15 protein-coding genes are annotated in these 23,287 nt (G+C 40.0%); 11 read left to right on the plus strand and 4 right to left on the minus strand.

Annotation, left to right across the window (positions count from 1 at the left end):
• Positions 1 to 53 precede the first annotated feature (53 nt).
• The 7 genes from H9I37_RS11115 (at position 54) to pbpC (ending at position 15,943) form a co-directional block, all read left to right on the plus strand.
• Positions 54 to 1,013 carry a DMT family transporter gene (locus tag H9I37_RS11115; protein ID WP_187382793.1) on the plus strand — a complete coding sequence of 320 codons (960 nt, stop codon included), beginning with the start codon at positions 54 to 56 and terminating at the stop codon, positions 1,011 to 1,013.
• A 111-nt stretch (positions 1,014 to 1,124) separates the two neighbouring features.
• Entirely contained in the window at positions 1,125 to 2,309 is a 1,185-nt protein-coding gene (locus tag H9I37_RS11120) for an MFS transporter (protein ID WP_187382794.1), read from the plus strand.
• A 24-nt stretch (positions 2,310 to 2,333) separates the two neighbouring features.
• Positions 2,334 to 5,099 (plus strand): glycoside hydrolase family 3 protein, encoded by a 2,766-nt coding sequence (locus tag H9I37_RS11125; protein WP_187382795.1) that lies wholly within the window; start codon positions 2,334 to 2,336, stop codon positions 5,097 to 5,099.
• Complete coding sequence (locus H9I37_RS11130) at positions 5,096 to 7,105, plus strand: S41 family peptidase (RefSeq protein WP_187382796.1); 2,010 nt, start codon at positions 5,096 to 5,098, stop codon at positions 7,103 to 7,105. The genes H9I37_RS11125 and H9I37_RS11130 overlap by 4 nt, the downstream gene beginning before the upstream one ends.
• Positions 7,106 to 7,115: 10 nt before the next feature.
• Positions 7,116 to 7,910, plus strand: a complete 795-nt coding sequence (locus tag H9I37_RS11135; RefSeq protein ID WP_187382797.1) for a hypothetical protein — start codon at positions 7,116 to 7,118, stop codon at positions 7,908 to 7,910.
• Positions 7,911 to 7,971: 61 nt separating this feature from the next.
• Positions 7,972 to 13,584, plus strand: coding sequence for an alpha-2-macroglobulin (locus H9I37_RS11140; RefSeq protein WP_187382798.1), 5,613 nt, complete (start codon positions 7,972 to 7,974; stop codon positions 13,582 to 13,584).
• The gene (gene pbpC, locus H9I37_RS11145) at positions 13,574 to 15,943 is read left to right on the plus strand and encodes a penicillin-binding protein 1C (RefSeq protein WP_255422580.1); all 2,370 of its coding nucleotides are present in this window, start codon (positions 13,574 to 13,576) and stop codon (positions 15,941 to 15,943) included. The genes H9I37_RS11140 and pbpC overlap by 11 nt, the downstream gene beginning before the upstream one ends.
• On the opposite strand, the gene H9I37_RS11150 is transcribed toward pbpC, so the two are convergent.
• Positions 15,940 to 17,253: a Na+/H+ antiporter NhaC family protein gene (locus tag H9I37_RS11150; protein WP_187382799.1), complete on the minus strand. Its 1,314-nt coding sequence runs from the start codon at positions 17,251 to 17,253 to the stop codon at positions 15,940 to 15,942. The genes pbpC and H9I37_RS11150 overlap by 4 nt on opposite strands.
• Positions 17,254 to 17,356: 103 nt before the next feature.
• Here H9I37_RS11150 and H9I37_RS11155 point away from each other — a divergent pair, with 103 nt between their 5' ends.
• Positions 17,357 to 17,860, plus strand: coding sequence for a dihydrofolate reductase (locus H9I37_RS11155; RefSeq protein WP_187382800.1), 504 nt, complete (start codon positions 17,357 to 17,359; stop codon positions 17,858 to 17,860).
• A 41-nt stretch (positions 17,861 to 17,901) separates the two neighbouring features.
• Here the strand turns inward: H9I37_RS11155 and H9I37_RS11160 are convergent, their stop codons facing one another.
• From H9I37_RS11160 to H9I37_RS11170, 3 genes are read right to left on the minus strand one after another with little or no spacing between them, the layout of a single operon-like run.
• Positions 17,902 to 18,372 (minus strand): DUF3021 domain-containing protein, encoded by a 471-nt coding sequence (locus tag H9I37_RS11160; RefSeq protein ID WP_187382801.1) that lies wholly within the window; start codon positions 18,370 to 18,372, stop codon positions 17,902 to 17,904.
• Entirely contained in the window at positions 18,357 to 18,821 is a 465-nt protein-coding gene (locus tag H9I37_RS11165; RefSeq protein WP_187382802.1) for a LytTR family DNA-binding domain-containing protein, read from the minus strand. The genes H9I37_RS11160 and H9I37_RS11165 overlap by 16 nt, the downstream gene beginning before the upstream one ends.
• On the minus strand, positions 18,818 to 19,390 hold the full coding sequence (locus tag H9I37_RS11170) for a hypothetical protein (protein ID WP_187382803.1): 573 nt from the start codon (positions 19,388 to 19,390) through the stop codon (positions 18,818 to 18,820). Before H9I37_RS11170 ends, H9I37_RS11165 begins: the two co-directional genes overlap by 4 nt.
• A gap of 475 nt (positions 19,391 to 19,865) precedes the next feature.
• Between H9I37_RS11170 and yfcE the strand changes: the two genes are divergently transcribed.
• The 3 genes from yfcE to H9I37_RS11185 are packed head-to-tail and all read left to right on the plus strand — an operon-like array spanning position 19,866 to position 23,280.
• The gene (gene yfcE, locus H9I37_RS11175; RefSeq protein WP_187382804.1) at positions 19,866 to 20,459 is read left to right on the plus strand and encodes a phosphodiesterase; all 594 of its coding nucleotides are present in this window, start codon (positions 19,866 to 19,868) and stop codon (positions 20,457 to 20,459) included.
• Positions 20,460 to 20,514: 55 nt separating this feature from the next.
• Positions 20,515 to 21,423 (plus strand): arginase, encoded by a 909-nt coding sequence (gene rocF / locus H9I37_RS11180; RefSeq protein WP_187382805.1) that lies wholly within the window; start codon positions 20,515 to 20,517, stop codon positions 21,421 to 21,423.
• A 24-nt stretch (positions 21,424 to 21,447) separates the two neighbouring features.
• Positions 21,448 to 23,280 (plus strand): glycoside hydrolase family 35 protein, encoded by a 1,833-nt coding sequence (locus tag H9I37_RS11185; RefSeq protein WP_187382806.1) that lies wholly within the window; start codon positions 21,448 to 21,450, stop codon positions 23,278 to 23,280.
• The last annotated feature ends 7 nt before the right edge of the window (positions 23,281 to 23,287 follow it).

A 23,287-nucleotide genomic window follows, 5' to 3' on the forward strand; every position in this document is an offset into this window, starting at 1 on the left:
TCGGCAATAGACGGCTGCTTGCCCGACATCAAATTAACTTGTATATTTTGACCATGACTAAATCTCAAACATCTCTAAAAGGGGTTTTCATTTTATTGATTACCGCTGTCATCTGGGGAAGTTCTTTTGTTTCGCAGAGTGTAGGAGCGGAATCTGTTCAAGCTTTTACTTTTATGGGAATTCGCACTTTAATGGGAGCGATGGTTTTGCTTCCTTTTATAATTGTGCGTGATAAACTTTCCGCTTGCACAATGACAGAAAAACAGCTTGAAGGTCGTAAAATTCAGGGCAAGAAGACTGTAAAATACGGAATTATTTTAGGATTTTTTCTATGCGCTGCAACAAACATTCAGCAGTTTGCTTTTAATTATTCAACGGCAGGCAAGATTGCGTTTCTCACTTCGATGTACATGTTTTTTGTTCCGCTGATTGGTCTTTTTTTTAAAAAACGCATTCCGCTGATAACTTGGATTTGCATTGGCTTTGGATTTCTTGGAATTTACTTTTTGAGTTTTCCAAAAGGAGCAGGGTTCACAGATTTAAACCGAGGCGATGTTTTGGCTCTCATAAGCGCATTGCTGTTCAGCTGTCAGATTCTTGCAATCGAAAGATTTGGAGAGCATTGCGACGGGATTAAACTTTCATGCGTTCAGTTTTTTGTTGCAGGAATTATCTCGCTTGTTTTGATGTTTATTTTTGAAAAACCTGAATGGCACTCAATAAAAACTGCTTCAGGATCGCTTTTGTATGCCGGAATTATGAGCTGCGGAATTGCATACACGTTTCAGGTTGTCGGCCAAAAACATTGTGAAGCGACGATTGCCTCTTTGATAATGTGCACGGAATCTGTCTTTGCCGTGTTATCTGCTGCGATTTTGCTTCACGAGACTTTGACAGCACGCGAGATACTTGGCTGCGTTGTCATGTTCTGCGCAATTTTAATTTCGCAGGGAAGCGGCATAGTTCAACGGTATATCATAAAAAAATCGCACAATGCTTCTCCGCAAGGCTAGGATTTAACATAATTATTATATTTTTGTTATATTCTCTGCAACGATAAGGCTGTATATTTCAATTATAACTTTTGAAAAAATCGTAAATTTCGTAAAGTTTTTTGGAGAATTATGATTTCACTTTTATTGCCGATAATCTACATCGCTTTTATCAGCCTCGGATTGCCGGATGCATTGCTCGGGTCGGCATGGCCGATTATGGGGCCTGAATTAAAAGTTCCTCTTTCGTATGCAGGAATTGTAAGTATGATAATCGCCGGGTGCACGATTGTTTCAAGTTTGAACAGTGACCGCTTAAACCGCAGATTCGGGACTGGACTTGTAACTACGATTTCTGTTGCCACAACGGCAGTCGCCTTGTTGGGATTTTCTTTTTCATCAAATTTTGTCGCTATATGTATATGGGCGATTCCGTATGGGCTTGGGGCCGGTGCTGTAGATTCCGCATTGAACAACTTTGTCGCTCTGCATTATAAATCACGTCACATGAGCTGGCTTCATTGTTTTTGGGGAGTAGGGGCGTCGACCGGTCCTTATGTAATGGGCTTTTTCCTTACAAAAGCTGTCGGCTGGAGAGGTGGGTACAGAGCTATCTCAATTATTCAGATTGCACTCACTTTTGTTTTAATTGCAACGCTTCCTCTTTGGAAAAAACAAGTCGACGCCACGAAAAAGTTTTATTCGGATTCAGGGGAAGATGTGATTCCCGTAAAACATACTCTCTCATCTATTTTTAAAATTCGTGGAGTCCCGCTTATCCTGTTTTCATTTTTCGGTTATTGTGCGATGGAAAGTTCAACAGGTCTGTGGGCAAGCTCGTATCTTGTAAAATATCGTGGAATTGAACCTGAAATTGCCGCACGTTTTTCATCTTTATTTTATCTTGGAATTACAGGCGGACGTTTTCTAAATGGATTTGTTGCAAACAGAGCCGGTGACCGCAACATGATTCGCGTTGGAATTTTTACGGCAATTGTAGGAATCGTAATGGTTGCGCTTCCTCTTAAAATTGATTTTATTGCGCTTGCCGGGCTGATTGTCATCGGTTTAGGCTGCGCCCCAATTTACCCAAGCATAATTCATGCAACACCTTCAAACTTCGGACGGGAGAATTCTCAAGCGATTGTAGGCGTTCAGATGGCGAGTGCTTATACTGGTTCAACATTTATGCCTCCGATTTTTGGAGTGATTGCGTCACACACGGGGCTAGGGCTCTATCCGTTTTTTCTGATGTGTTTTGCGGTGATAATTTTGTTGGGAACGGAATCTTTGAATAAAATGAAAAAGAAACGCTAAACAGATTTTTTGTAGGAGAATGACATGAAAATTTTAGATTGGAAAAAATATGAAGAAATGGCAGAAAAGGCAATCGCTGAGGGCTGCGTGCTTCTTGAAAATAAAGGCAATGTTCTTCCTCTTTTAAAAGGCGAGAAAGTTTCGATTTTCGGGCGCATTCAAGATTCTTACTATAAAAGTGGAACCGGTTCAGGAGGAATGGTAAACATCACAAAAGTCTGGAGCATTCCTGAAGGACTCGAATCAAGAGGCGGCGTTGTTATCAATAAAAAACTTCGCAAAATATATGCAGACTGGGAAAAAAATCATCCGTTTGACGCGGGGATAGGCTGGGGACAGGAGCCTTGGAATCAGGAAGAGATGCCTTTAACACAAGAACTCGTTGAAGAAGCGTCAGCTGAAAGCGATGTTGCAATTGTGATTATAGGACGAACGGCTGGTGAAGACAGAGATAATTTATACAAAGAAGGCTCATACCTTTTGACAAAAGCCGAAGAAGATATGATGAAGAAAGTTCGAACCGCTTTTAAAAAAATGGTAGTGCTTTTGAATGTCGGCAACATAATCGACATGAGTTTTGTCACAAAGTATAAACCGGAAGCTGTTATGTATGTTTGGCAAGGAGGCATGCAGGGAGGGCTTGGAACTGCAGATATTCTCACGGGGAAAATCTCTCCATCGGGAAAATTGACAGACACAATTGCAAACAAAATTGAAGATTACCCATCAGATAAGAATTTTGGCGGGAATGACGGAAACGTTTATCAAGAAGATATTTTTGTAGGCTATCGATATTTTGAAACATTCGCAAAAGATAAAGTTATGTATCCATTTGGTTTTGGACTTTCTTACACGAGTTTTGATATCTCAGCCGCCAAATCTTCTAACGATGAAAAAAATCAGGTTTTTAAAGTCAGCGTAAACGTCAAAAATACAGGAGCGGTATCAGGAAAAGAAGTTGTTCAGGTTTATGTTCAATCTCCGAATGGGAAACTTGGAAAAGCAAGCCGTGTTCTCGTAGACTTTGAAAAAACGAAAAACCTTTGTGCAGGAGAATCTGAGACTCTCGATTTTACAGTTTTATACAAAACGTTTGCTTCTTATGATGATGGAGCGGAGTGTTCAACAGGAAATAAATACTCATGGATTTTAGAGGCAGGCGAATACAAAGTGTTTGCAGGGTCAGATGTCCGCTCTGCAACGGAAATTTTCAAATTCAATTTGGAAAAACTCATTGTGATAAAAAAATGCGAACAAGTTTTGGCAGCCGTTACAGATTTTGAACGATGGCACAACGAAAACGGCAAAATCACGATGGAAAAAGCGCCGAAGAGGATTAAATCGATGAAAGTTCGCCGTGCCTCAGAACTTCCTCAAGAGATAAAACAGACAGACACAAATTATAAACTTTCAGATGTTGTTCATGGCAATGTCAGTCTAGAACAGTTTACCGCTCAGCTTTCCGATGAAGATTTAAGCTGCATCATCCGTGGCGAAGGAATGGGTTCCAGTCTGGTGACTCCGGGAACTGCATCTGCTTATGGAGGAGTTTCTCCGCATCTAAAAGAGATGGGAATTGCGACTGTTTGCTCAGACGACGGACCTTCTGGGATGAGACTTGACAGCGGAATAAAAGCATTCTCTTTGCCAAATGGGACTTTGCTCGCGAGCACATTCAACCGCAAGCTTGTAAAAGAGCTGTATACTTTTACAGGAATGGAGATGTGTTCAAAAAAAGTTGACAATCTTTTGGGACCGGGAATGAATATTCACCGTCATCCGCTGAACGGGCGCAACTTTGAATATTTCTCAGAAGATCCTTATATTACAGGTCAAATTGGCTCTGCAATGATAAAAGGACTTCAGTCTCAAGGCGTTACCGGAACGATGAAGCATTTTTGCGCAAACAATCAGGAGACTCGGCGGAATTTTTTCAATGCGGAAGTCTCAGAGCGTGCACTCCGCGAAATCTATCTCAAAGGGTTTGAAATTGCAGTCGAAAACGGAGCTGATTCTGTCATGTCTACTTATGGAAAAGTCAACGGAATTTGGACAGCGGGAAACTATGACCTTGATACGGTTGTCTTGAGAAAAGAATGGGGGTTCACCGGAATTGAGATGACAGACTGGTGGGCAAACATCAACGATGAAGACAACCTTGAACCTAATAAACACAATTTTGCCGCAATGACTAGAGCCCAAAACGATATTTACATGTGTTGTTCGTCTGCTAAAGAAAATCCTGAGGGAGACAACACTCTCGAATCTTTGAAAGACGGGAGCCTTACGCTCGGTGAATTACAGCGAAATGCAATGAATATTTTGCGCCACGTGATGAAAACATACGCTATGAAACGACTTATGGGAACAGAAGAAAAAGTTCAAATCATAAATCGTCCGAAAGACCCTGATGAAATAAATGTAGACAACCTTGAGTTTACGGAAATCAAAAAAGATAAAGAATATAAATTTGATCTTACGTATCAGGAAAGTAAAGCTTTTTCTAACTTTGCGTTCGGGTTTGAAGTAAAAGATGTCGGGACATACGAAATCACTTTGACGGGAAGCTCGGAGATGGGAGTACTTGCTCAGATTCCTGTCACGATATTTTTGCAGGGAACTCCCGCAACAAGTTTTACATTCAACGGAACAGATGGGAAAGATGTTGCTCTCACAAAAAACATGATTTTTCCGGCAAGAGTTTGTGTGAGCAGAATAAACGTCGGCGCAAACGGATTAAAGCTCAAGGAATTGAAGATGAAATATATTAGTGATAAAATGACCGTATGATAACAAAAAACTTAATAAAAACGGTAAAAAAAATTGGTTATTATAAAAAAAATTTTAAAAATGCAGTGAAGCTGTTCGCAGACATAGCTCTGTTGTCATCCGTATTTATGACGGCATCGTGTAACTTCGACAATAATTTTTCTGTTGTTGACGGGTTTATCGGCGGAGAGCCTCTTCCTGAAATCTCCGATATCGGTATTAGGGACAGAAAAAGAGTTTCCTATCATATCTACGGATATAAAAAAAGTTTAGGTGATGATTATCTATATTTTCCGAAAGGCTATTTTGATGTTCCGTACATAAGCCTTTCTTCACTGAAGCTTATTTCAAAAATATTTTTCGGCATAGACTACAAAATTTTTTCAATTGAAAACGGATTCAAGATAGAATACAAAAATACTTCCGTAATTCTTGATTGCAGTACCCAAAAAATCACTTTTGATGATTATGACGAATTTTTCGGCTATGTTGGAACTGCAAAATATTGCGGCGTAAATATCTCGGCTTCCGCAAACAATAAAAGTCCTGTCACTTTTGATTTAGGCAAATACGGTATAAAAATGGTAAAAAAGTTCGGAGAACTTTATTTACCTCAGCAGATTGCGTCTTATATTTTTTATTTACCGTATCAGGTAACATTTGTTTATAACGGAATCGATGTAACTCTTATTGACAACAGTTTTTCCGTAAATTTGAACTCATCCTTTTATTATAGTTTCGGGATGCAAAAAGAACGCGCAAAGGTGCTCAACGAATTTAATTACCGTGCAATGTGCTTTCTTTTTGATAATTTCTTCGGCTTAAAAAACAACACTTCAAATTATCAGACATATTATCCGAAGACCGATTTTAATGAATACGTCAACAATAACGGCAAACTCAGGGCACTCGGAATCGATATGTTTTCAAGCGACCCGAAAGTTGCAGATAAAGCATTGGCAACGCTGTTAAACTATGTGATAGATGATGGCGGTCACACAGGTTTTGTTTCTCCTTCAAGATATCAGAAAAAAACTGAAATAAACGAATTCATACAAAATCAGCAGTATGATAAGAGAATAAATCAAGGTTTTAAGATTTATTATGGTTTACTTGAAGCAAGGAATCTTGCAGATTCTCCTACACAGGAAAAACTCGATGCGTGGTTGACAAAAAACGCTTTGGTGATAGACGAAAATTCAAAAACGGCATTTATAACTTTTGACAGTTTTATTTATAACAATTCGTTTTGGATGACCGAGGACGGTGAAGACAGAATTAAAAAACTGGACGGAACTTCGACAGACAGCATTGTGGGCCAGTTCAATAAATATTCGTCTTATGACAAAGCAAAAGATTTTGTAAACGCCGACACCGTGATTTTCATTGTAAAAGCGCTTTATGAAATCGCACAGTACAATTCGACACATACCGGAAATAAAATTCGAAACATTGTAATTGATGAATCCTGCAACGGAGGCGGAAGTGATGTTGCTTGTGAAGCCGCCGTCGCTTTTTTGACATATGCCGTTTCAAAAACTTCGTATACAAAACACAAAACCAACAACACATCCGGTGCATATTACGATATTTCGATTTCTCTCGGAGATTCCGCTCAATACGAATTTACAAAAATGACATTGAACGGAACAACCAAAACTCTTGATGAATGGTTTTCAGACTGCCATTTCTACGTGCTGACCAGCGGTTTTTCTTTTTCTAACGCAAACGCTTTTGCATGTATGATTAAAGAAAGCTGCCCTGAAATTAAAATTATTGGACAAAAAAGCGGCGGTGGTTCCTGCAATGTCGTTACAACATCTTTGCCCGATTCAACAGTTTTCAGATTCTCCACATCAACCGAATATGTAAAAAAACTGGCGGATGGTTCTTATGCGGATATCGACGACGGAGCGGAGCCTGATTTTGAGATTCCTTACGAAAAGTTTTATACAAATGAAAACGGTAAAATCACTCGCTCGGCTTTAGCACAGACCCTTAAAGAAAAATATCCGTCTAATTTCTAATGGAGAAAAAATGAAAAAGTTTATTTTAATAATTTCAGCATTATTTTTGTTCAATGCTTCCATATTCGCGCAATATTTTCAAAGTGATGGAGAAGATGAAGAATTTGAGCAGTTTTTAGAAAATTATGAAAAAGAGAGAGATAAAAGCCGGGACTCCGAAAATCAAGTTTCAAAAAAAAAGAATCAGTATATTGGCATTCAATTTTGTACTCCGACGAATTATTTTTCTTTTGGGGAAAAGAAAAACATCAACACCGACGAAATTGATTTCGGGCTAACTTACAGCAGACTATATGATTTTGGATTTACATATAAATTTTCAATTGAAGGCGGGCTTGCAAAGTCAAAATCTCAATATATTGCCGACAGAGAAGGGCTTTTCGGCGGATTCGGAGGAGGTCTTTTTGCCGGTGTAGGAGTTAATTACTCCCGCTGGGAAAAATATAAACTGATAAGTTTTTTTAATACAGGATTTATCGTCAATGTATTTAACGTCAGCAAAACTGACACGATGTATTATTACGACGCAAACAACGTTCGTCACTCTGTTACCGATAGAAAAACACGCCAATCCGTGTTTTATGGAGTCACGTTGGGGGTTGAGCAATATGCATCCATGAGGGTCGCTGATAACGTTGATATTTATGCGGATTTAGCTCTTGACATAGCTGTTTTCAGCCAGGAATTGCAAAAAAATAAAAGAAGCGGAGACCGCGTTTCTGAAGAACAATCGGCGTTGGTAAAATATAAGTTTAAAGAAGGAGTCCGGCTTAGTCCGTCTGTCGGGGTGAGTGTCAGATTCTAGAACGACAGTTATACTATTATCCGAATAATAAAATCAAAATAACAAAAAGGAGTTTGTTTTAATGAAAATCCACTGCAAATCTCATCTGATGGTATTGCTTTTATCGGCAAGTCTTATTTTTTTTAATTCTTGCAAAGGTTCAGATTCAAAAAGCAGCAAGGTTTCTGTCAAATATGCCGTATCGGAACCTTCCACTCGGCTCGATGAAAATGGAAATCCTGATAAACTTTTTGTTTATTTTGACAGCTCTGTTGCAAAACTCAAAGACTCAGGCGGCGCTCCAAGTTCTCAAATTACAATCACACCGGCAATCTCGGGGAACTGGGGATGGCTGGGCGATGAGACCCTTCAGTTTACTCCTATCGAAAAATGGCAGCTCAATACGAAATATAAGGTTTCTATGCCTTCTTCAATTTTTTCGGATAACGTAAAGGTGAAAGGTGATTTTTCTTTTAAAACGGAAGCTTTTTCCGTACACCTTGAAGACGGCGAATTTTATATCAACCCTGAAAATCCTTCGGAAAAGCGCGTGACGGCGACAATAAATGCGTCACATCCGATGGTAAAAGAAACTGTCAACAATGCCGTAAAAATGTCTCTTGAATACAAAAATTCAAAAGGTTCAAAAGAGCGCACGGAAGATATCTCTTTCAAAGTTAGCTTCAATAAAAATGCGACGGAGGCATATCTTGTTTCCGCAAATATTCCGATTCCTCCGTATACATCAGAATTGAAAATAAATTTGGGAAAAGGAATTGAAGCGCAAGTTGGAGGAAAATCTTCCGAAACTGATTTTTTGGCAGTTTCCGTTCCGGGTATGAGCGACTTCGTAAATCTTGATAATATTTCAACGTCGCTTGTAAAAAATAACGAGCAGAATTATGACCAAGTCATCTCTATTGAAACGATAGGGGCAGTGTCTCCCGAAGAGCTTGAACGCCATATTGCCGTGTACGAGCTTCCAAAAGATATGCTTGCTATTGAAGGATGGTATGAAAAAAAGAACGCTATTTGGACGCCTGACTATGTAACAGACGAAGTCTTAAAAATGGCAGATAAAATTGACATATCTGCAATCCCGAGTCCTGAACCTGCAAACACTTTGAACAGTTTTAAATACAGGGCAACTCCTGAGCGTTTTATTTACATAAAGATTACAGGCGGCATAAACTTTTTTGGCGGATACAAACTCAACTTCGATAACGATGAAAATGTCTACGAAGAAACTATTCGCGTTCCAAGATATCCGAGAGAGCTTTCAATAATGTCTGAAGGTACAATCCTTTCTCTTTCAGGAAGCCGTCAGCTGGCTATTTATTCGCGAGGCGTAGATAAAGTCTATTATCGTCTTTCTCGAATTATGCCAAAAGATGTGAACCACCTTGTTTCTATGTCGAACGGTGACATGAGAGATTTTCAATTTGAAAGCTATAGATTCAATGAAAACAACATCGCAGAATCTGAAATTTCCGAATATGATATCCCGAATCCTTCAGAAGAGACAGTTTCGTATTTTTCGTATGATTTTACTTCAAAACTTTACAACCGCCCTGCAAAAAATCTTAAAAACGGGCTGTTCTTGTTTCAAGTTGTAGAGAATAAACATAGGCTCGGGTCCTATTATCCCGGTGTTTCGGAGCTGAACGACAGAAGGTTGATTCTTGTTACAGATTTGGGCTTTATTGTAAAACGCAACACAGATAATTCCCGCGATATTTTTGTCCAGTCAATAAGCACCGGAACTCCTGTTCAGCATGCGAGAGTTCGTATTGTCGGACTCAACGGAAACACGATTGCTGAAAGTGCGACAGATTTTCAAGGGCATGCAAAACTTCCTTCAGTTTACTATTCGAACGATGAACACAGACCGACGGCGTTTGTTGTAGAAACAGAAAATGATTTGTCTTTTATGCCGTATTTGGGAACTGGGCGTTCTCTCGACTATTCAAATTTTGACACTGGAGGAGAATACGGACTTTCAGAGCCGGAAAGAATCTCTGCGTATATGTTCAGCGATCGTGGGATGTATCGACCTGGAGAGGTTGCTCATTTTGGAATTATCGCAAAAGCTGGTGACTGGAAAATCGACTTAAAAGGAACGCCTGTAGAAGTTGAAATTACAGATTCAAACGGTTCTGTCGTGTTTAGCAAACGTATCCAGCTTTCTTCATCAGGGTTTGAAGGAATTGATTTTGCGACACAAGAATATTCGCCGACAGGCTATTACAACGCAAACCTTTACTTGCTTAAAATTTACAAAGACAAAGAAAAGCGGGAATTCTTAACTTCTGCCCAAATAAAAGTTGAAGAGTTTTTGCCGGACACTCTTTCAATTGCAACAAGTTTTGAGCCGCTGCCGGAAACCGGATGGATAAATCCCGGCACCTTAAAAGGAACAGTCTCTCTCAGAAATCTTTTTGGAACTCCTGCAGCCGGAAACAACATAAAAGGTCAGATGTTTTTAACTCCGGGTTTTCCAATCTCTTCCCGTTATTCCGATTACAGTTTTTATGATCCGTACAGCAAAGACAAATCTTTTGAGGAATTTCTTGGAACAAACGTCACAAAAGAAGACGGTACAACTTCGTTTGATTTGGATATTTCAAAGTTTGAAAAAGCGACGTATCGCCTGCAATTCTACGCTGAGGGTTTTGAAAAAGCGAGCGGCAGAAGCGTTTCAAGCCAGTCGAGCATTTTCGTGTCTCCGCTAAAATATATGGTAGGCTATAAAGCCGACGGGTCTTTGAGCTATATCAACGCCGATTCGGTACGGAAACTTTCGTTTATTGCAATCAACCAAAAGTTTGAAAAGATAGACCTCGACGATGTCGTTCTAAAAATCGAAGACATTCGCTATATTTCGACCCTCGTAAAGCAGTCTAACGGATTGTATAAATATCAATCTGTAAAAAAAACATATCCTGTAAAAGAAGAAAAACTCAAAATCAGCAAAGCCGGAACAGATTATATCGTCCCTTCCGATGTTGCCGGTGAATATAAAATCACTTTGACAGATAAAGCCGGGCTTGTTTTCAACACGATAGAGTACACAATTGTCGGCGACAAAAATGTTTCACGAAGTCTCACTCGCACGGCGGAGCTTGAATTAAAATTGCAGAGCGGAGACCTTAATCCCGGTTCAACTGCCGAAGTGTTTATCAAAGCGCCTTATGCCGGCACCGGACTTATTACGATTGAACGAGACCACGTTTACACTTACAAATGGTTTAAAACAAACAAGCTTTCAACAGTGCAGAAAATCACGATTCCGGAAAATCTCGAGGGAAACGGCTATATCAACGTGATGTTTACACGCGATATAGCTTCCGATGAAATATTTATGAGTCCGTTCTGTTATGGAGCGATTCCGTTTAGCGTAGGGCGTGGACGCCGCACAAACAAAATAAAACTCAACGTTCCGCAGGAAATTAAATCCGGTACAGATTTAAACATAGAATATTCATCTTCCGATAGCGGACGAATCGTGATTATGGCTGTCGACGAAGGAATTCTTCAGGTTGCCAGATATGAGACTCCGGATCCTCTTGCGCAATTCTTTAAAAAACGTGCACTCGAGGTTCGGACAAGTCAGATTCTCGATTTGATTTTGCCGGAATTCAACGTTTTGAAAACGCTTGGGGCAACTGGCGGCGGCGCAGATATGAAGATGCTTGAAAAAAATCTCAATCCATTTAAGCGCAAACAAAATGCTTCTGTTGTTTTCTGGTCAGGAATTGTTGAAACAGGACCTGAAAAGCGCACGGTAAAATACAGCGTCCCTGATTATTTCAACGGAAATATTCGCGTGATGGCTGTTGCAGTCTCTAAAGATAAAATGGGAGTTGCACAAACTTCTACGCTTGCAAAAAATACGTTTATAATTTCACCGAATGTTCCGCTCGCCGTAGCTCCGGGAGACGAATTTGATATCTCTGTAACAGTCACAAACAATCATAAAGGAAGCGGCAGCGACAAAATCTCTTTAAAGGCAGTTCCAAGCGAGCATCTAAAAATTGAAGGAGAGCAAGTAGTTTCTTTGACTATAAATGAGGGAAAAGATTCAACTGCGAATTTTAAAGTGCGTGCAAAAGAAGTTTTAGGTGCAGCGGAAATCCGTTTTACAGCATCAGATGCGACGGAAAGCTCTTCACTATCTTCAACTTTAAGCGTAAGACCTTCGATGCCTTACCAAGTTTGGGTAAAAGCCGGTGTCTCTAAAAACAACAAAGCGGAAGTAGATGTAAATCACAGGTTGTATAACGAATATTCTCAACGTGATGTTTCGGTTTCAAATATGCCTGTTTCATTTATTGACGGTTTAAGCTTTTATCTTGAAAAATATCCTTACGGTTGTACGGAACAGATTACAAGCAAAGCGTATCCGTATCTTTACGACGATTTTGTAAAAGCCGGCGGAAAAACGCACGCCGAAGCAGAACAGATGGTCACAAGCACAATCGGAATCATTCAGTCGCGAATGAAGTCTGATGGAAACATCGGATATTGGACAAGCAAGAGCCCTGTAGAGCCTTTCATCACGCTCTATTGTGCAGAATTCCTAGTCGATGCGCAAAAAAAAGACTTCTACGTTCCTCAAGCGCTGTCTACAAAAGTTATCAACGCCGTCCGTAACATTGCAGAAGAAGATGACGACAGCCGATACGGAATATATCTGCGGTCGTATGCAATCTACATTCTTACAAAAAATGATATTGTCACGACATCTCTTATTGAACGATTGGAAAGCGATATTTCATACAAAAACTTTACACCATCGGATTATGAAGGGCTTTATCTTTCTGCATCTTATGCAATGCTCAAACAAGATAAACAGGCTGCCGGAATCTTACAAAAAGTAAAAAATAGAAAAACTTTCGATTCTTCGTGGTTCTATCACAACAGTTTGCATTACATCTCAACATATATCGATGTGATTGCGTCATACTTCCCTGAGAGAATCAGCGATATAAAATCAAAAGATGTCGATGAGCTTTGCACGTATCTTGGAAATTCTTATTTCAATACAATGTCAACTGCTGCCGCAATTCGCGCTTTTGAAAGCTATTCTTATACAGACAAAGCCGATGTTTACAAAGCGTTTGCAATTGAAGAAAAAAAAGAATCGGAAATTGCGTTGGAGGGAGAATCTGTCCTAAAAGGAACTTTTACAGACGATGCAAAAAAAATTAAGTTTGTTTCAGATAAATCTATGCCTCTGTATTATGGAATAACGCAGGCAGGATACGAAAAACAGGCACCATCAGCTGATGTAAAAGACGGTCTTGAAGTTTCTCGCGAATACCTTTCGGAAGACGGTAAAAAGCTCGACAAAATCAAAGTTGGCGACACAATCACTGTAAAAGTTTCATTCCGCTCAAAAAAAGGAGCCATCAGAAATGTTGCGATGATTGATATGTGCCCGGCAGGGTTTGAAACTCAGATTCCTTCTATCCGCGAAGGCAATACAGGCTCTTGGGCTGCCGACTACGTCGATATCCGCGAAGACCGCATCATCATATACGGCACAGTCTCCGAAAATGTGAATACGTTTACTTATAGGGCAAAAGCTGTAAATTCCGGAACTTTCGTTGTTCCGCCTATGTTTGCCGAAGGCATGTATAACAAGGATATTCGTGCGCTTTCTCTACAAAGTCCTATCAAGATTGAAAAATAAGATAACGCTGTCTGTCAAGGCTAAAATTTTCCTTGCAGCGGCGGCAACTCTTTTTATTCTGATTATCGCCCTTGTCTTCCGTGTTGCATATATACGGAACAGGGGAGATATTCTTAACGGTATTGAATTTTCAAAATCTTATTCAGATGAAAACGGAGAACTTCTGCAAGTCTTTTTAACTTCCGATGATAAATACAGAATATACAAACCTGTTTCCGAGTTTCCAAAACCTTTTCTTGAAGCGCTTTTGATGCAAGAAGACAGATATTTTTATAGGCACAGGGGCGTCAATTTTGTCGCAGTGATAAAAGCCGCATGGGAAACTTATGTAAAAAAATCGCGGAGAATCGGCGCCTCTACAATCACGATGCAGGTCGCAAAACTAAAATACGGCATCTATTCAAAAAGCATTTCCGGCAAATTAAAACAGATTTGTAAAGCGATATTCTTGGAATTATGTTTTTCAAAGACTGACATTTTGAACGCTTATGTAAATCTTGCTCCGTGCGGCGGAAATATTGAAGGGTTTGAAAGTGCAGCGTGGTATTATTTCAATAAAAATATCCGCAACTTAAATTTATCGGAAAATATAATGCTCTGCGTGCTTCCGCAAAATCCTGTCAAACGCGCTCCTACTTTGTACAAAACTCCATCTGAACTCATCTCTGCACGGCAGGTTTTGTTCGGTGCTTGGGTAGAAAAACATCCCGAAGATTCAAATAAAGCAATTTTTATGGACATGCAGATATCGTGTGTTTGCAAATTTCCAAATGAAGCGCGTCATTTTTCCGAAATGCTGAATCTTCAACGTGAAGACAATCCTGTCCATAAAACAATTCGCACGTCGATAAATCTGCCTCTTCAGCGAAAATGTGAAGAGCTCTTTAATTCTTATATCAACCAAAACAGTCATTTTGGCATAAAAAATGGAGCTATCTTGCTTCTTGACTGGAAAACTATGGGAATTGTTGCAAACATCGGCTCTGCCGGCTACTACAACAACAGCATTTTAGGGCAGGTGAATATCACAACTTCAAAACGCTCTCCAGGTTCAACATTAAAACCGTTTATCTACGCAAAAGCTCTCGATAACGGAATCATTCATTACAGAACAATGTTGAAAGACACTCCGCAGGCATTCAGCGAATACACTCCCGATAATTACGCAAGTGTTTTTAAAGGACCTGTTCAGGCATGGTTTGCGCTTTCAGATAGCCGCAATATTCCAGCAATTTATCTCAATCGTCAATTGGGACAAGATGATCTTTTCCGATTTATGCATGATTCAGGCGTCTCCGGCATGAAAGATAAAGATTATTACGGGCTGTCAATCGTGCTCGGTTCATGCGAAGTTTCGATGTTGGAGCTTGCAAAAATGTATGCAACGCTTGCGAACAATGGCGTTCAGTATGATTTGAAATTTGAACCGAATCAAAAACTTGGAAGCGGAAAACGTCTTTTAAGTAAAGAAAGCGCATTTATAGTCCGAAAGATGCTCGAAGAAAATACGCCTCCGTACACGACAAAACCTCAAGAAATAAAAGATATCCCGGTTGCATATAAGACAGGCACATCGATAGGTTTTAAAGACTGCTGGAGTGTCGGGGTTTTTGACCGTTATGTCTGCGTCGTTTGGATTGGTAACGCTGATGGAGAAGGCAACAATTCTTTTATCGGAAGGCTGATGGCTTCTCCGCTTCTGTTCAATATCGCATATTCTGTTCTCTCAGATATTCCAAAATCGCAGTTGCTGCCAAAAGAGATTCATCCTGAAAATTGCCGCCAGGTAGAAGTGTGTTCGGTAAGCGGCGGGCTTCCGAGCGAAAATTGTAAGACAAAAGAATTGGCGTGGTTTATACCGGGCGTCTCTCCTATTGAAAAATGCAAGATTCACAGAAAGATAAACATCGACACTCGGACAGGCTACAGGACAGACGAAACACCTGAAGAAAAACCTTACGTGCAGTCTGTTGTCCGCGAATTCTGGCCGAGCGATTTACAGCAATTGTTTGAGCAGGCAGGCTTACCTCGTATGATTCCGCCTGAATATCCACCTGAGGAATATAAATTTGATTACAAAAAACAAGGATATCCGCCTGAAATTATCTCTCCGATGAGCAACACTGATTATGTATTCCGTTACAAAAATCAATCAAAAAATAAGATAATGCTTTGTGCCACAGCAGACGCGGACACTTCAGAATTGATGTGGTTTAACGGCACTCAGTTTATAGGGCGCTCAAAACCGGGCCAAAGCATAGAATGGGCTCCGCCCCCGGGCAGCTATGAAATTGTTGTAACAGATCAAAAAGGGCGGGCGGATAATGTATTTGTCAATATTTCCGGAACCGGGCTTTAACTTTTTTTATCAGGTATGACAAAAATAAATACGAGGGTGCTTAAGCAAAGCAGGAACGGATAGAAAAGGAATGGAATAATCTGAAAAGCAGTCACCGAAGTTCCAATTCCGTTTGCCGCAGAAATTGCGACAAGCATCTGAGCTCCATAAGGAATTATCCCTTGAAAAACGCATGAGAACGTGTCGAGCAACGACGCTGTTTTTTTGTTAGAAATACCGTACAGTTCAGACATCTCTTTTGCGATTGGGTTTGCCATGACGATTGCAACAGTGTTGTTTGCAGTTGCAATATCCATTGCGCCGACCAAAATTCCGATGCCGAGTTGACCGCCTTTTTTGCCTTTGAAAATTTTTTCAATTCCGTTCAATAAAGCGATAAATCCGCCGTATTTGTTTATTAAAGCACATATCGCACTGACGAGGATTGCTACCATCGTTGTTTCGTACATGCTAGAAGCCCCTGTCGCCATATTTGAAAGCAGCTGCATTGCCGGGATAGCCCCTGTTAAAAGCATTATGATTGAACCGCTTAAGATTCCAATGAACAAGACGATGAATACGTTTATACCTATGATTCCGCCTGCAAGAACTAAAAGATATGGGATAATTTGCAAAAGGTGATATTCGTTTTTAATAGTTCCCTGCACATCGCTTTTGAGAGATATTATCAAAATAATTATAACTGTAAGAATTGCGGCAGGAAGGGCTATCGCAAAGTTTGCACGGAATTTATCTTTCATTCGGCATCCTTGCCCATTACATGCGGCGATTGTCGTGTCGCTGATAAACGAAAGGTTATCTCCGAACATCGCTCCTCCGATAACTGAGCCGATACAAAGCGGAGCAGAAAATCCTGAAGTCTGGCTTACGGCAACGGCAATTGGAGTTATCAAAGTGATTGTCCCGACAGAAGTTCCCATCGAAAGTGAAACAAAACACGATACAACAAACATTATCACAGCTGCAAATTGTGCCGGAATTATCGAAAGCATAAAATATGCAACACTCGAAGCGGCATTGCGCCCAACAACACCGACAAAAATTCCTGCTTCAAGGAATATCAAAATCATTGTGATGATATTTTTGTCGCCGATTCCTTCGCCCATCAGTTTTAATTTTTCGTCAAATTTAAGTTTAGGGTTTTGAAAACATGCAACGAGCAGTGCAACCATAAACACAACAACAATCGGAATACCGTAAAATCCCATTGGAACTTTAAGAACGTATTCAAATAAAATTCCAAGCCCAAGATAAAGAACAAGAAATACTAATATAGGGATTAGCGCCAGCGGATTTGATTTTTTTCCCATAAAATTTTCCTTTTTGTGATAAATTGTAAAAAGATATCTGATAATAGCACTTACGCAAAAAAAAGAAAATGACTTAAATTCAAACATCACATATAATCATTTTATGATTTGTCTTATAGCCGCATATTCAAAAAACCGTGTGATTGGGAAAAGCGGAAAAATTCCTTGGAAATTAAAAAAAGAAAAAGAGCGTTTTAAATCATTAACTACAGGAAATGTTGTGATTATGGGGCGTATCACTTACGAGGAGATTGGGCATCAACTGCCGGACAGGGTCAATATTGTCGTCAGTAAAAATGGAGATGCTCCTGACTTGATGTCTGCAATCAGCCTTGCGCAGCAGAAAGCGCCCGGCAAGGATATATACATATCAGGTGGGGCAAGGCTCTACAAAGAAGCGATTTTGTCGGGGATTGTAGAAAAAATGTACATCACGGAAATTGACGCAGAAATTGAGGGAGATGTGTTTTTCCCACAGTTTGATGAGACTCAATTTACAAAAAAAGTTGTGTCTCATCACGAAGAAGAACTTGCCTATGATTACGTCACGTACTCAAAAATAAATATTGAAAAAAATCGTCTGATATATGAGTTTTCAGACGATTAGATAAAGATAACTGTAAAATCTTGATTTTTGCATTATACGGATCAAGAAAGTGATTTTTGTTTTTGGCTCTTTAAGCGCTCGTTTATCTGCGCTATATGTTTTTTTGCTATCACCATGTAAGCTATCCATATAATTGCGTATATGATGAAAAAAATCGCAAACCAGATGATCACTCCAATCACTGAATAAGGAATCCATTTGCAGATAAAAGCGACCAAAGATGTAGCTGTCGTTATGATAAAAAAGTGCAGCACAGTTTGCATCAAAAGATTCAATTTGTTTGTATCGAACAAGGTTGATGAAATTGAAATGAAAACACCCAATATTCCGGTTAAAAAGAATTGTATGACTGTTGCGCTCAATTCTGTTCCGCACGCCGTCATAAAGTCTGGGGCAACAGGGTAAAAATTTCCGTTGCCTACTATGGCTGATTGTATGAGTGAGATTGCGTAGCCAATGACTACTCCAACAAAAAATCCAGAAAAGCCTAAACCGATTATTTTTTTAGACATAATTGCCTCCTTATCTTGTTCATGTAGCGGCGAGAAACAAACGCTGTGCCGCCGTTTTTTAGGATTACTTTGATAACTCCGGTAATGCCCATGTCCATCTTCGATACATTTTCAAAGTTTACAATATCAGTGTTAGATATGCGGATAAAATCTGTGAGTCCGCATCTCTGTACAAGATCTTCAACTTCGTAAAGCCTGAATTTTAAAAGCAATACTTCCGATTCAGTTTGGACAAAAACTTTCTTATCCTGACTGAATATCCTGTAAATTTTTGATGGAGTCAGTGGAATGCTGTAATCTCCATCCCAGCCGTTTATCATTTCCTGCTTTCCGTCTGTGTTCATCATGCTGATTTTTTGAGCTATGTCTTCAATGATTTTGCTCTTTTCTTCAGTGTGTATGACGCAAAATGGAGAAGAACATTTTTCAATTTTGATTTCTGTTTTCAATATAGACTCCTATACCCGATTGTAAGCGTTGGCGTTCCTTTTGTAAATTGGGAATATTGTTTTGACTCAGGCCCTGCGACAAAAGATACGGTGCCGCCGAATTCTACAGCAAAAGCTGCGTTTTTTACAAACTGCAATTCAAATCCTCCGCCCGCATTAATTCCATACATAAGGTTTGGATTGAAAAAACGGTGGTCTTTTGCGCTAAACATTTCTGCTTTGCCACCCAAAAATCCGTATGAGCGAATCACTGAGCAGTTATTTTTTACAAGACTTCCAACAATTATTTTGTCTCCTAGAAAAAATCCTCCAAAAGAGGAATCCGCTCTATTGCTTATGTAGCCTCCTTCTCCACCAAGCATTATACAATTTCTAAGCACAAAATTTTTATCTTCTGGAATCAGTCTAAAGCCAAATTCTCCATAACCGCCACCGGTATGTGTTGTACACGACCAAAATCCGCCAGTAAAAGTCTTGTAGCTGAATTCTTGATTATTGTCTTCAGTTTCCTGAGCAAATCCAACACTGCATAAAAATGCGACCAATAATAAAATAGTTATTCTTTTCATGGTTTTGATTATAAGAGGGAGTGTATTAAAAGTGTTTTTTTTTGCGACAAGTGGTTTTATATGCTGACTGACGGTTAATTTTTTCTAGAAGCGTTTACGCTGCGTCATCAAAATCATTGAGTTTTTGAAATCATTGTTAAAAAAAGGGGGCGTCCTAGTTGACGCCCTTTAATGTGCTCTCAATCGACTTTGGATTGGCACGTATATGTTTTTCCAGCACTGAGCAGCTGGTAATCTATATGGCTTACGTTTACTTTGAGCGTCGGCCACGCTCTATCGAATTTCCGGACTCCTCATTTTGCCTCCTACCAAGTAACCGGTGCTCCGTTCCTTACTTCGTTCCTTGTTACAGTTATTATAGTACCATGCAAAAAACATATTTCAAGAAAAATTTGTCTATATCTTTTTTGCGCATTGTGGGTTATAATTGATTCATTATTCTTTCTCATAGCTGATTTATGCTAAGATGACAAATATGAAATACTTTATATGTTCCGATATTCACGGGTCAGAACCCGCTTGCAAAAAACTCATAGAACAATTTAATGAACACAAATGCGACAAAATGCTCATCCTCGGAGATATCCTTTACCACGGGCCAAGAAATCAGCTTCCTCTCGGTTATAATCCTAAAGAAGTTATCTCGCTTTTGAATCCTATAGCAAATAAAATCATAGCTTGTCGCGGTAACTGCGACGCAGAAGTTGACCAGATGGTTTTGCAGTTTTCTTGCATGGCTGATTTTGTTGAGATTGTAGACAACGGAGTTACGATTTTTTGCACTCACGGGCATGTTTATGCTCCTGTTCTCTCTGATGGGAACAAACCCACAGGCTGTGAAACGGCATCAAAAAAAACTCTTGTAAATGCTCCGGGAATTGTCTTTTACGGGCATACGCATGTCTCCATCCTTGAAAAAAAATCTGATGGGATTGTTGTATGCAATCCGGGTTCTCCTTCAATTCCAAAAAACGGCACAGAACCGGGGTTTGCGTTATTTGAGAACGGGACGGTGCAGCTGCTCAATCTTGATGGAAAAGTTTTGAAGACGGAAAAAATTTCACTTTAATATTGTGCAAGTCGGCATTTTACAAAGCGGCAAAATTGATGTATCATGCGACTTAATGAATATAAATGTTTTTGAAATGCCTATCGACTTCGGTGCCAGTCGACATGGTTCAGATATGGGGCCCTCTGCGATAAGACTTGCCGGGATCGCAGATAAATTAACCTCTCTCGGTCATAAAATCGTAAAGTATGATTCACCAATGAAAATCAGCCCGCAGGAGCTTGAAGAACAAGGAAATCCTAAAGCAAAATATCTTGTTCCGATTGTAAAAGCGTGTACACAGCTTGCGGCGCAAGTTGACGAATCCCTTAAAAACGGACAGTTTCCTTTGATTCTCGGAGGAGACCATTCAATTGTGCTTGGCTCTCTTGCAGGAGTCGCGGCTCACGCAAAACGCGAAAACAAGAGGGTTGGGGTGCTGTACGTCGACGCTCACGGAGACTTCAACACTGATGAAACAACTCCTTCAGGAAATATCCACGGGGAGTGCCTTGCTGCTTCTGCAGGGCTTGGACTTTCGGAATTGACAAACCTTTATTTTGACTCTCAAAAAGTCGACCCTAAAAACATTTGTTTTGTCGGTTGCCGCGACCTAGACCCGGGAGAAAAAAGATTGATGAAAGAGTCTGGAGTTACAGTGTTCACGATGAGCGATATTGAACGGCAAGGTTTTCCTGCAATCGTGCGCCAGGTGCTTGTATTCTTTAAGACTCGCGCCGACATGGTTCACGTTTCTTTTGATATGGACTGCCTTGACCCGATGTTCGCTCCGGGAACTGGAATTCCGCTTCCTGCCGGCATGACAAATCGAGAAGCGTTGCTCTTGATGGAAGAGATGTCAAAAACAGGGCTTGTATCATCTGCGGAAATTGTTGAAGTAAATCCGATTCTTGATGTTCGCAACCAGACAGCAATTCTCGCCGTTCAGCTTGCAGCGCGTCTCCTTGGAGAAACTTTATATTAATTCATATTAAGGCGATGTAATACAATGGGCAAATGTGAAATAAAAGAAAAATTTTATGTAGATGGGAAACCTTTTCAGATTATTTCGGGTTCTATTCACTATTTTAGAGTTGTCCCTGAATATTGGCGAGATCGTCTTGAAAAACTCAAGAATATGGGTTGCAACACAGTTGAGACTTATATCCCATGGAATTTTCACGAGCCTAAAAAAGGTGAATTCCGTTTTGACGGCATACACGACGTCTGCAAGTTCATTGAAATTGCGCAAGAACTCAACCTTTACATAATCGTCCGCCCATCTCCTTACATCTGCGCAGAATGGGAATGGGGCGGATTGCCGTCATGGCTTCTTGTGGAACAGGGAATGCACATCCGCTGCTCTTGTGAGCCATATCTGAAACACGTCAGAGAATATTACGAAGTTTTAATCCCAAAATTAGTTCCGTATCAGATTGATAACGGCGGCAAAATCATACTGATGCAGGTCGAAAATGAATACGGATATTACGGTGATGACACGAATTATCTCAAGTTCATTGCAGATTTAATGCGCGAATTGAAGATAACTGTCCCTTTTGTCACATCTGACGGTCCTTGGTTTAAAAACGTGTTTAAGGCAGGTCAGCTGGAAGGAGTTCTCCCGACGGGAAACTTTGGGTCGGCTTGTCAGTGGCAGTTTTCTAACATGAAAAAGATGATGCCGGAAAATCTTCCGCTGATGAACATGGAATTTTGGGCAGGTTGGTTTGATGCATGGGGCAACAAAAAAAAATCATCGTCAAAACTTATAATCAATAAACTCGACTACGATTACGTTATCAAAAATGGGCATAATATAAACATCTATATGTTCCACGGCGGCACAAATTTTGGATTTATGAACGGTTCCAACTATTACGGAAAACTCACTGCCGATACGACTTCATACGATTATGATGCTCCTCTCTCTGAAGACGGGCAGATGACGAAAAAATATCACGCATTTCGGAAAATAATTAAAACCCGGCTTGGAGACGATGCCGTTCCAAACATAGATTTTTCTACAAAAATTGAACATAAAAATTACGGAAAAATTGACTGGTCTGAATGTGCAGACCTTTTTGAAAACATTGAGCGTATTTCTGAGCCTAAAAAATCTGTTGTGCCGCTTTCCATGGAAGAGGCAGGGCAGGCGACAGGCTACATCATGTATCGCACAAAAATGAACGATGACGAATGCGCAAACAGTTTGATATTCAAAAAATGTGCAGACAGAGTTCAGGCGTTCGATGATACAAAAAAAATATTTACAGCGTGTGATAAAGAAATCTGTTCCGGACAGCATGGTCACTGGCCGCTCACTTTTAAAGAAGGTAAAAGTTGGAAGATTGGGAGCGGCGAACGGGCAACTCTCAGCTTTTTGGTAGAAAACATGGGGCGTGTCAATTTTGGACATAAACTCGAAGAGCAGAAAAAAGGCATTTACGATGAAGTCTTAATCAACACGCACGGTCACTACAACTGGGAAATCTTCAACCTTCCTCTTGATGAAGCTCAGATTGATAAATTAAAAGAAAACGGCAAATGGGAAAGAGAGCCTAGTAAAAATCCTGCATTTTTCAAGTTTGATTTTGATTTACAGACACCGTCCGGCGGCTATGGCGATACGTTTTTAGATTTCTCAGGCTGGGGAAAAGGTTGCGTTTGGGTCAACGGCTTCAATATCGGGCGTTTTTGGGAGATTGGACCGCAGCTTAGACTTTACGTTCCCGGTCCTCTGCTTCATTCCGGCAAAAATCAAATCATCATTTTTGAAACGGAAGGCAAACGCTCTAAAACAGTATCTCTTTGCGAAAAGATGAAGTGGAAACGTAAATAAAAAAAAA

Origin of the sequence: Treponema sp. Marseille-Q3903 (assembly GCF_014334335.1) — a bacterium.
In the GTDB taxonomy this organism is placed as follows: domain Bacteria; phylum Spirochaetota; class Spirochaetia; order Treponematales; family Treponemataceae; genus Treponema_D.

Bases quoted from the DNA above. Each gene is read 5' to 3' on its own strand.
- H9I37_RS11115 (WP_187382793.1), top strand. From the start codon at position 54: ATGACTAAATCTCAAACATCTCTAAAAGGGGTTTTCATTTTATTGATT.
- H9I37_RS11120 (WP_187382794.1), top strand. From the start codon at position 1,125: ATGATTTCACTTTTATTGCCGATAATCTACATCGCTTTTATCAGCCTC.
- H9I37_RS11125 (WP_187382795.1), top strand. From the start codon at position 2,334: ATGAAAATTTTAGATTGGAAAAAATATGAAGAAATGGCAGAAAAGGCA.
- H9I37_RS11130 (WP_187382796.1), top strand. From the start codon at position 5,096: ATGATAACAAAAAACTTAATAAAAACGGTAAAAAAAATTGGTTATTAT.
- H9I37_RS11135 (WP_187382797.1), top strand. From the start codon at position 7,116: ATGAAAAAGTTTATTTTAATAATTTCAGCATTATTTTTGTTCAATGCT.
- H9I37_RS11140 (WP_187382798.1), top strand. From the start codon at position 7,972: ATGAAAATCCACTGCAAATCTCATCTGATGGTATTGCTTTTATCGGCA.
- H9I37_RS11150 (WP_187382799.1), bottom strand. From the start codon at position 17,253: ATGGGAAAAAAATCAAATCCGCTGGCGCTAATCCCTATATTAGTATTT.
- H9I37_RS11155 (WP_187382800.1), top strand. From the start codon at position 17,357: ATGATTTGTCTTATAGCCGCATATTCAAAAAACCGTGTGATTGGGAAA.
- H9I37_RS11160 (WP_187382801.1), bottom strand. From the start codon at position 18,372: ATGTCTAAAAAAATAATCGGTTTAGGCTTTTCTGGATTTTTTGTTGGA.
- H9I37_RS11170 (WP_187382803.1), bottom strand. From the start codon at position 19,390: ATGAAAAGAATAACTATTTTATTATTGGTCGCATTTTTATGCAGTGTT.
- yfcE (WP_187382804.1), top strand. From the start codon at position 19,866: ATGAAATACTTTATATGTTCCGATATTCACGGGTCAGAACCCGCTTGC.
- rocF (WP_187382805.1), top strand. From the start codon at position 20,515: ATGAATATAAATGTTTTTGAAATGCCTATCGACTTCGGTGCCAGTCGA.
- H9I37_RS11185 (WP_187382806.1), top strand. From the start codon at position 21,448: ATGGGCAAATGTGAAATAAAAGAAAAATTTTATGTAGATGGGAAACCT.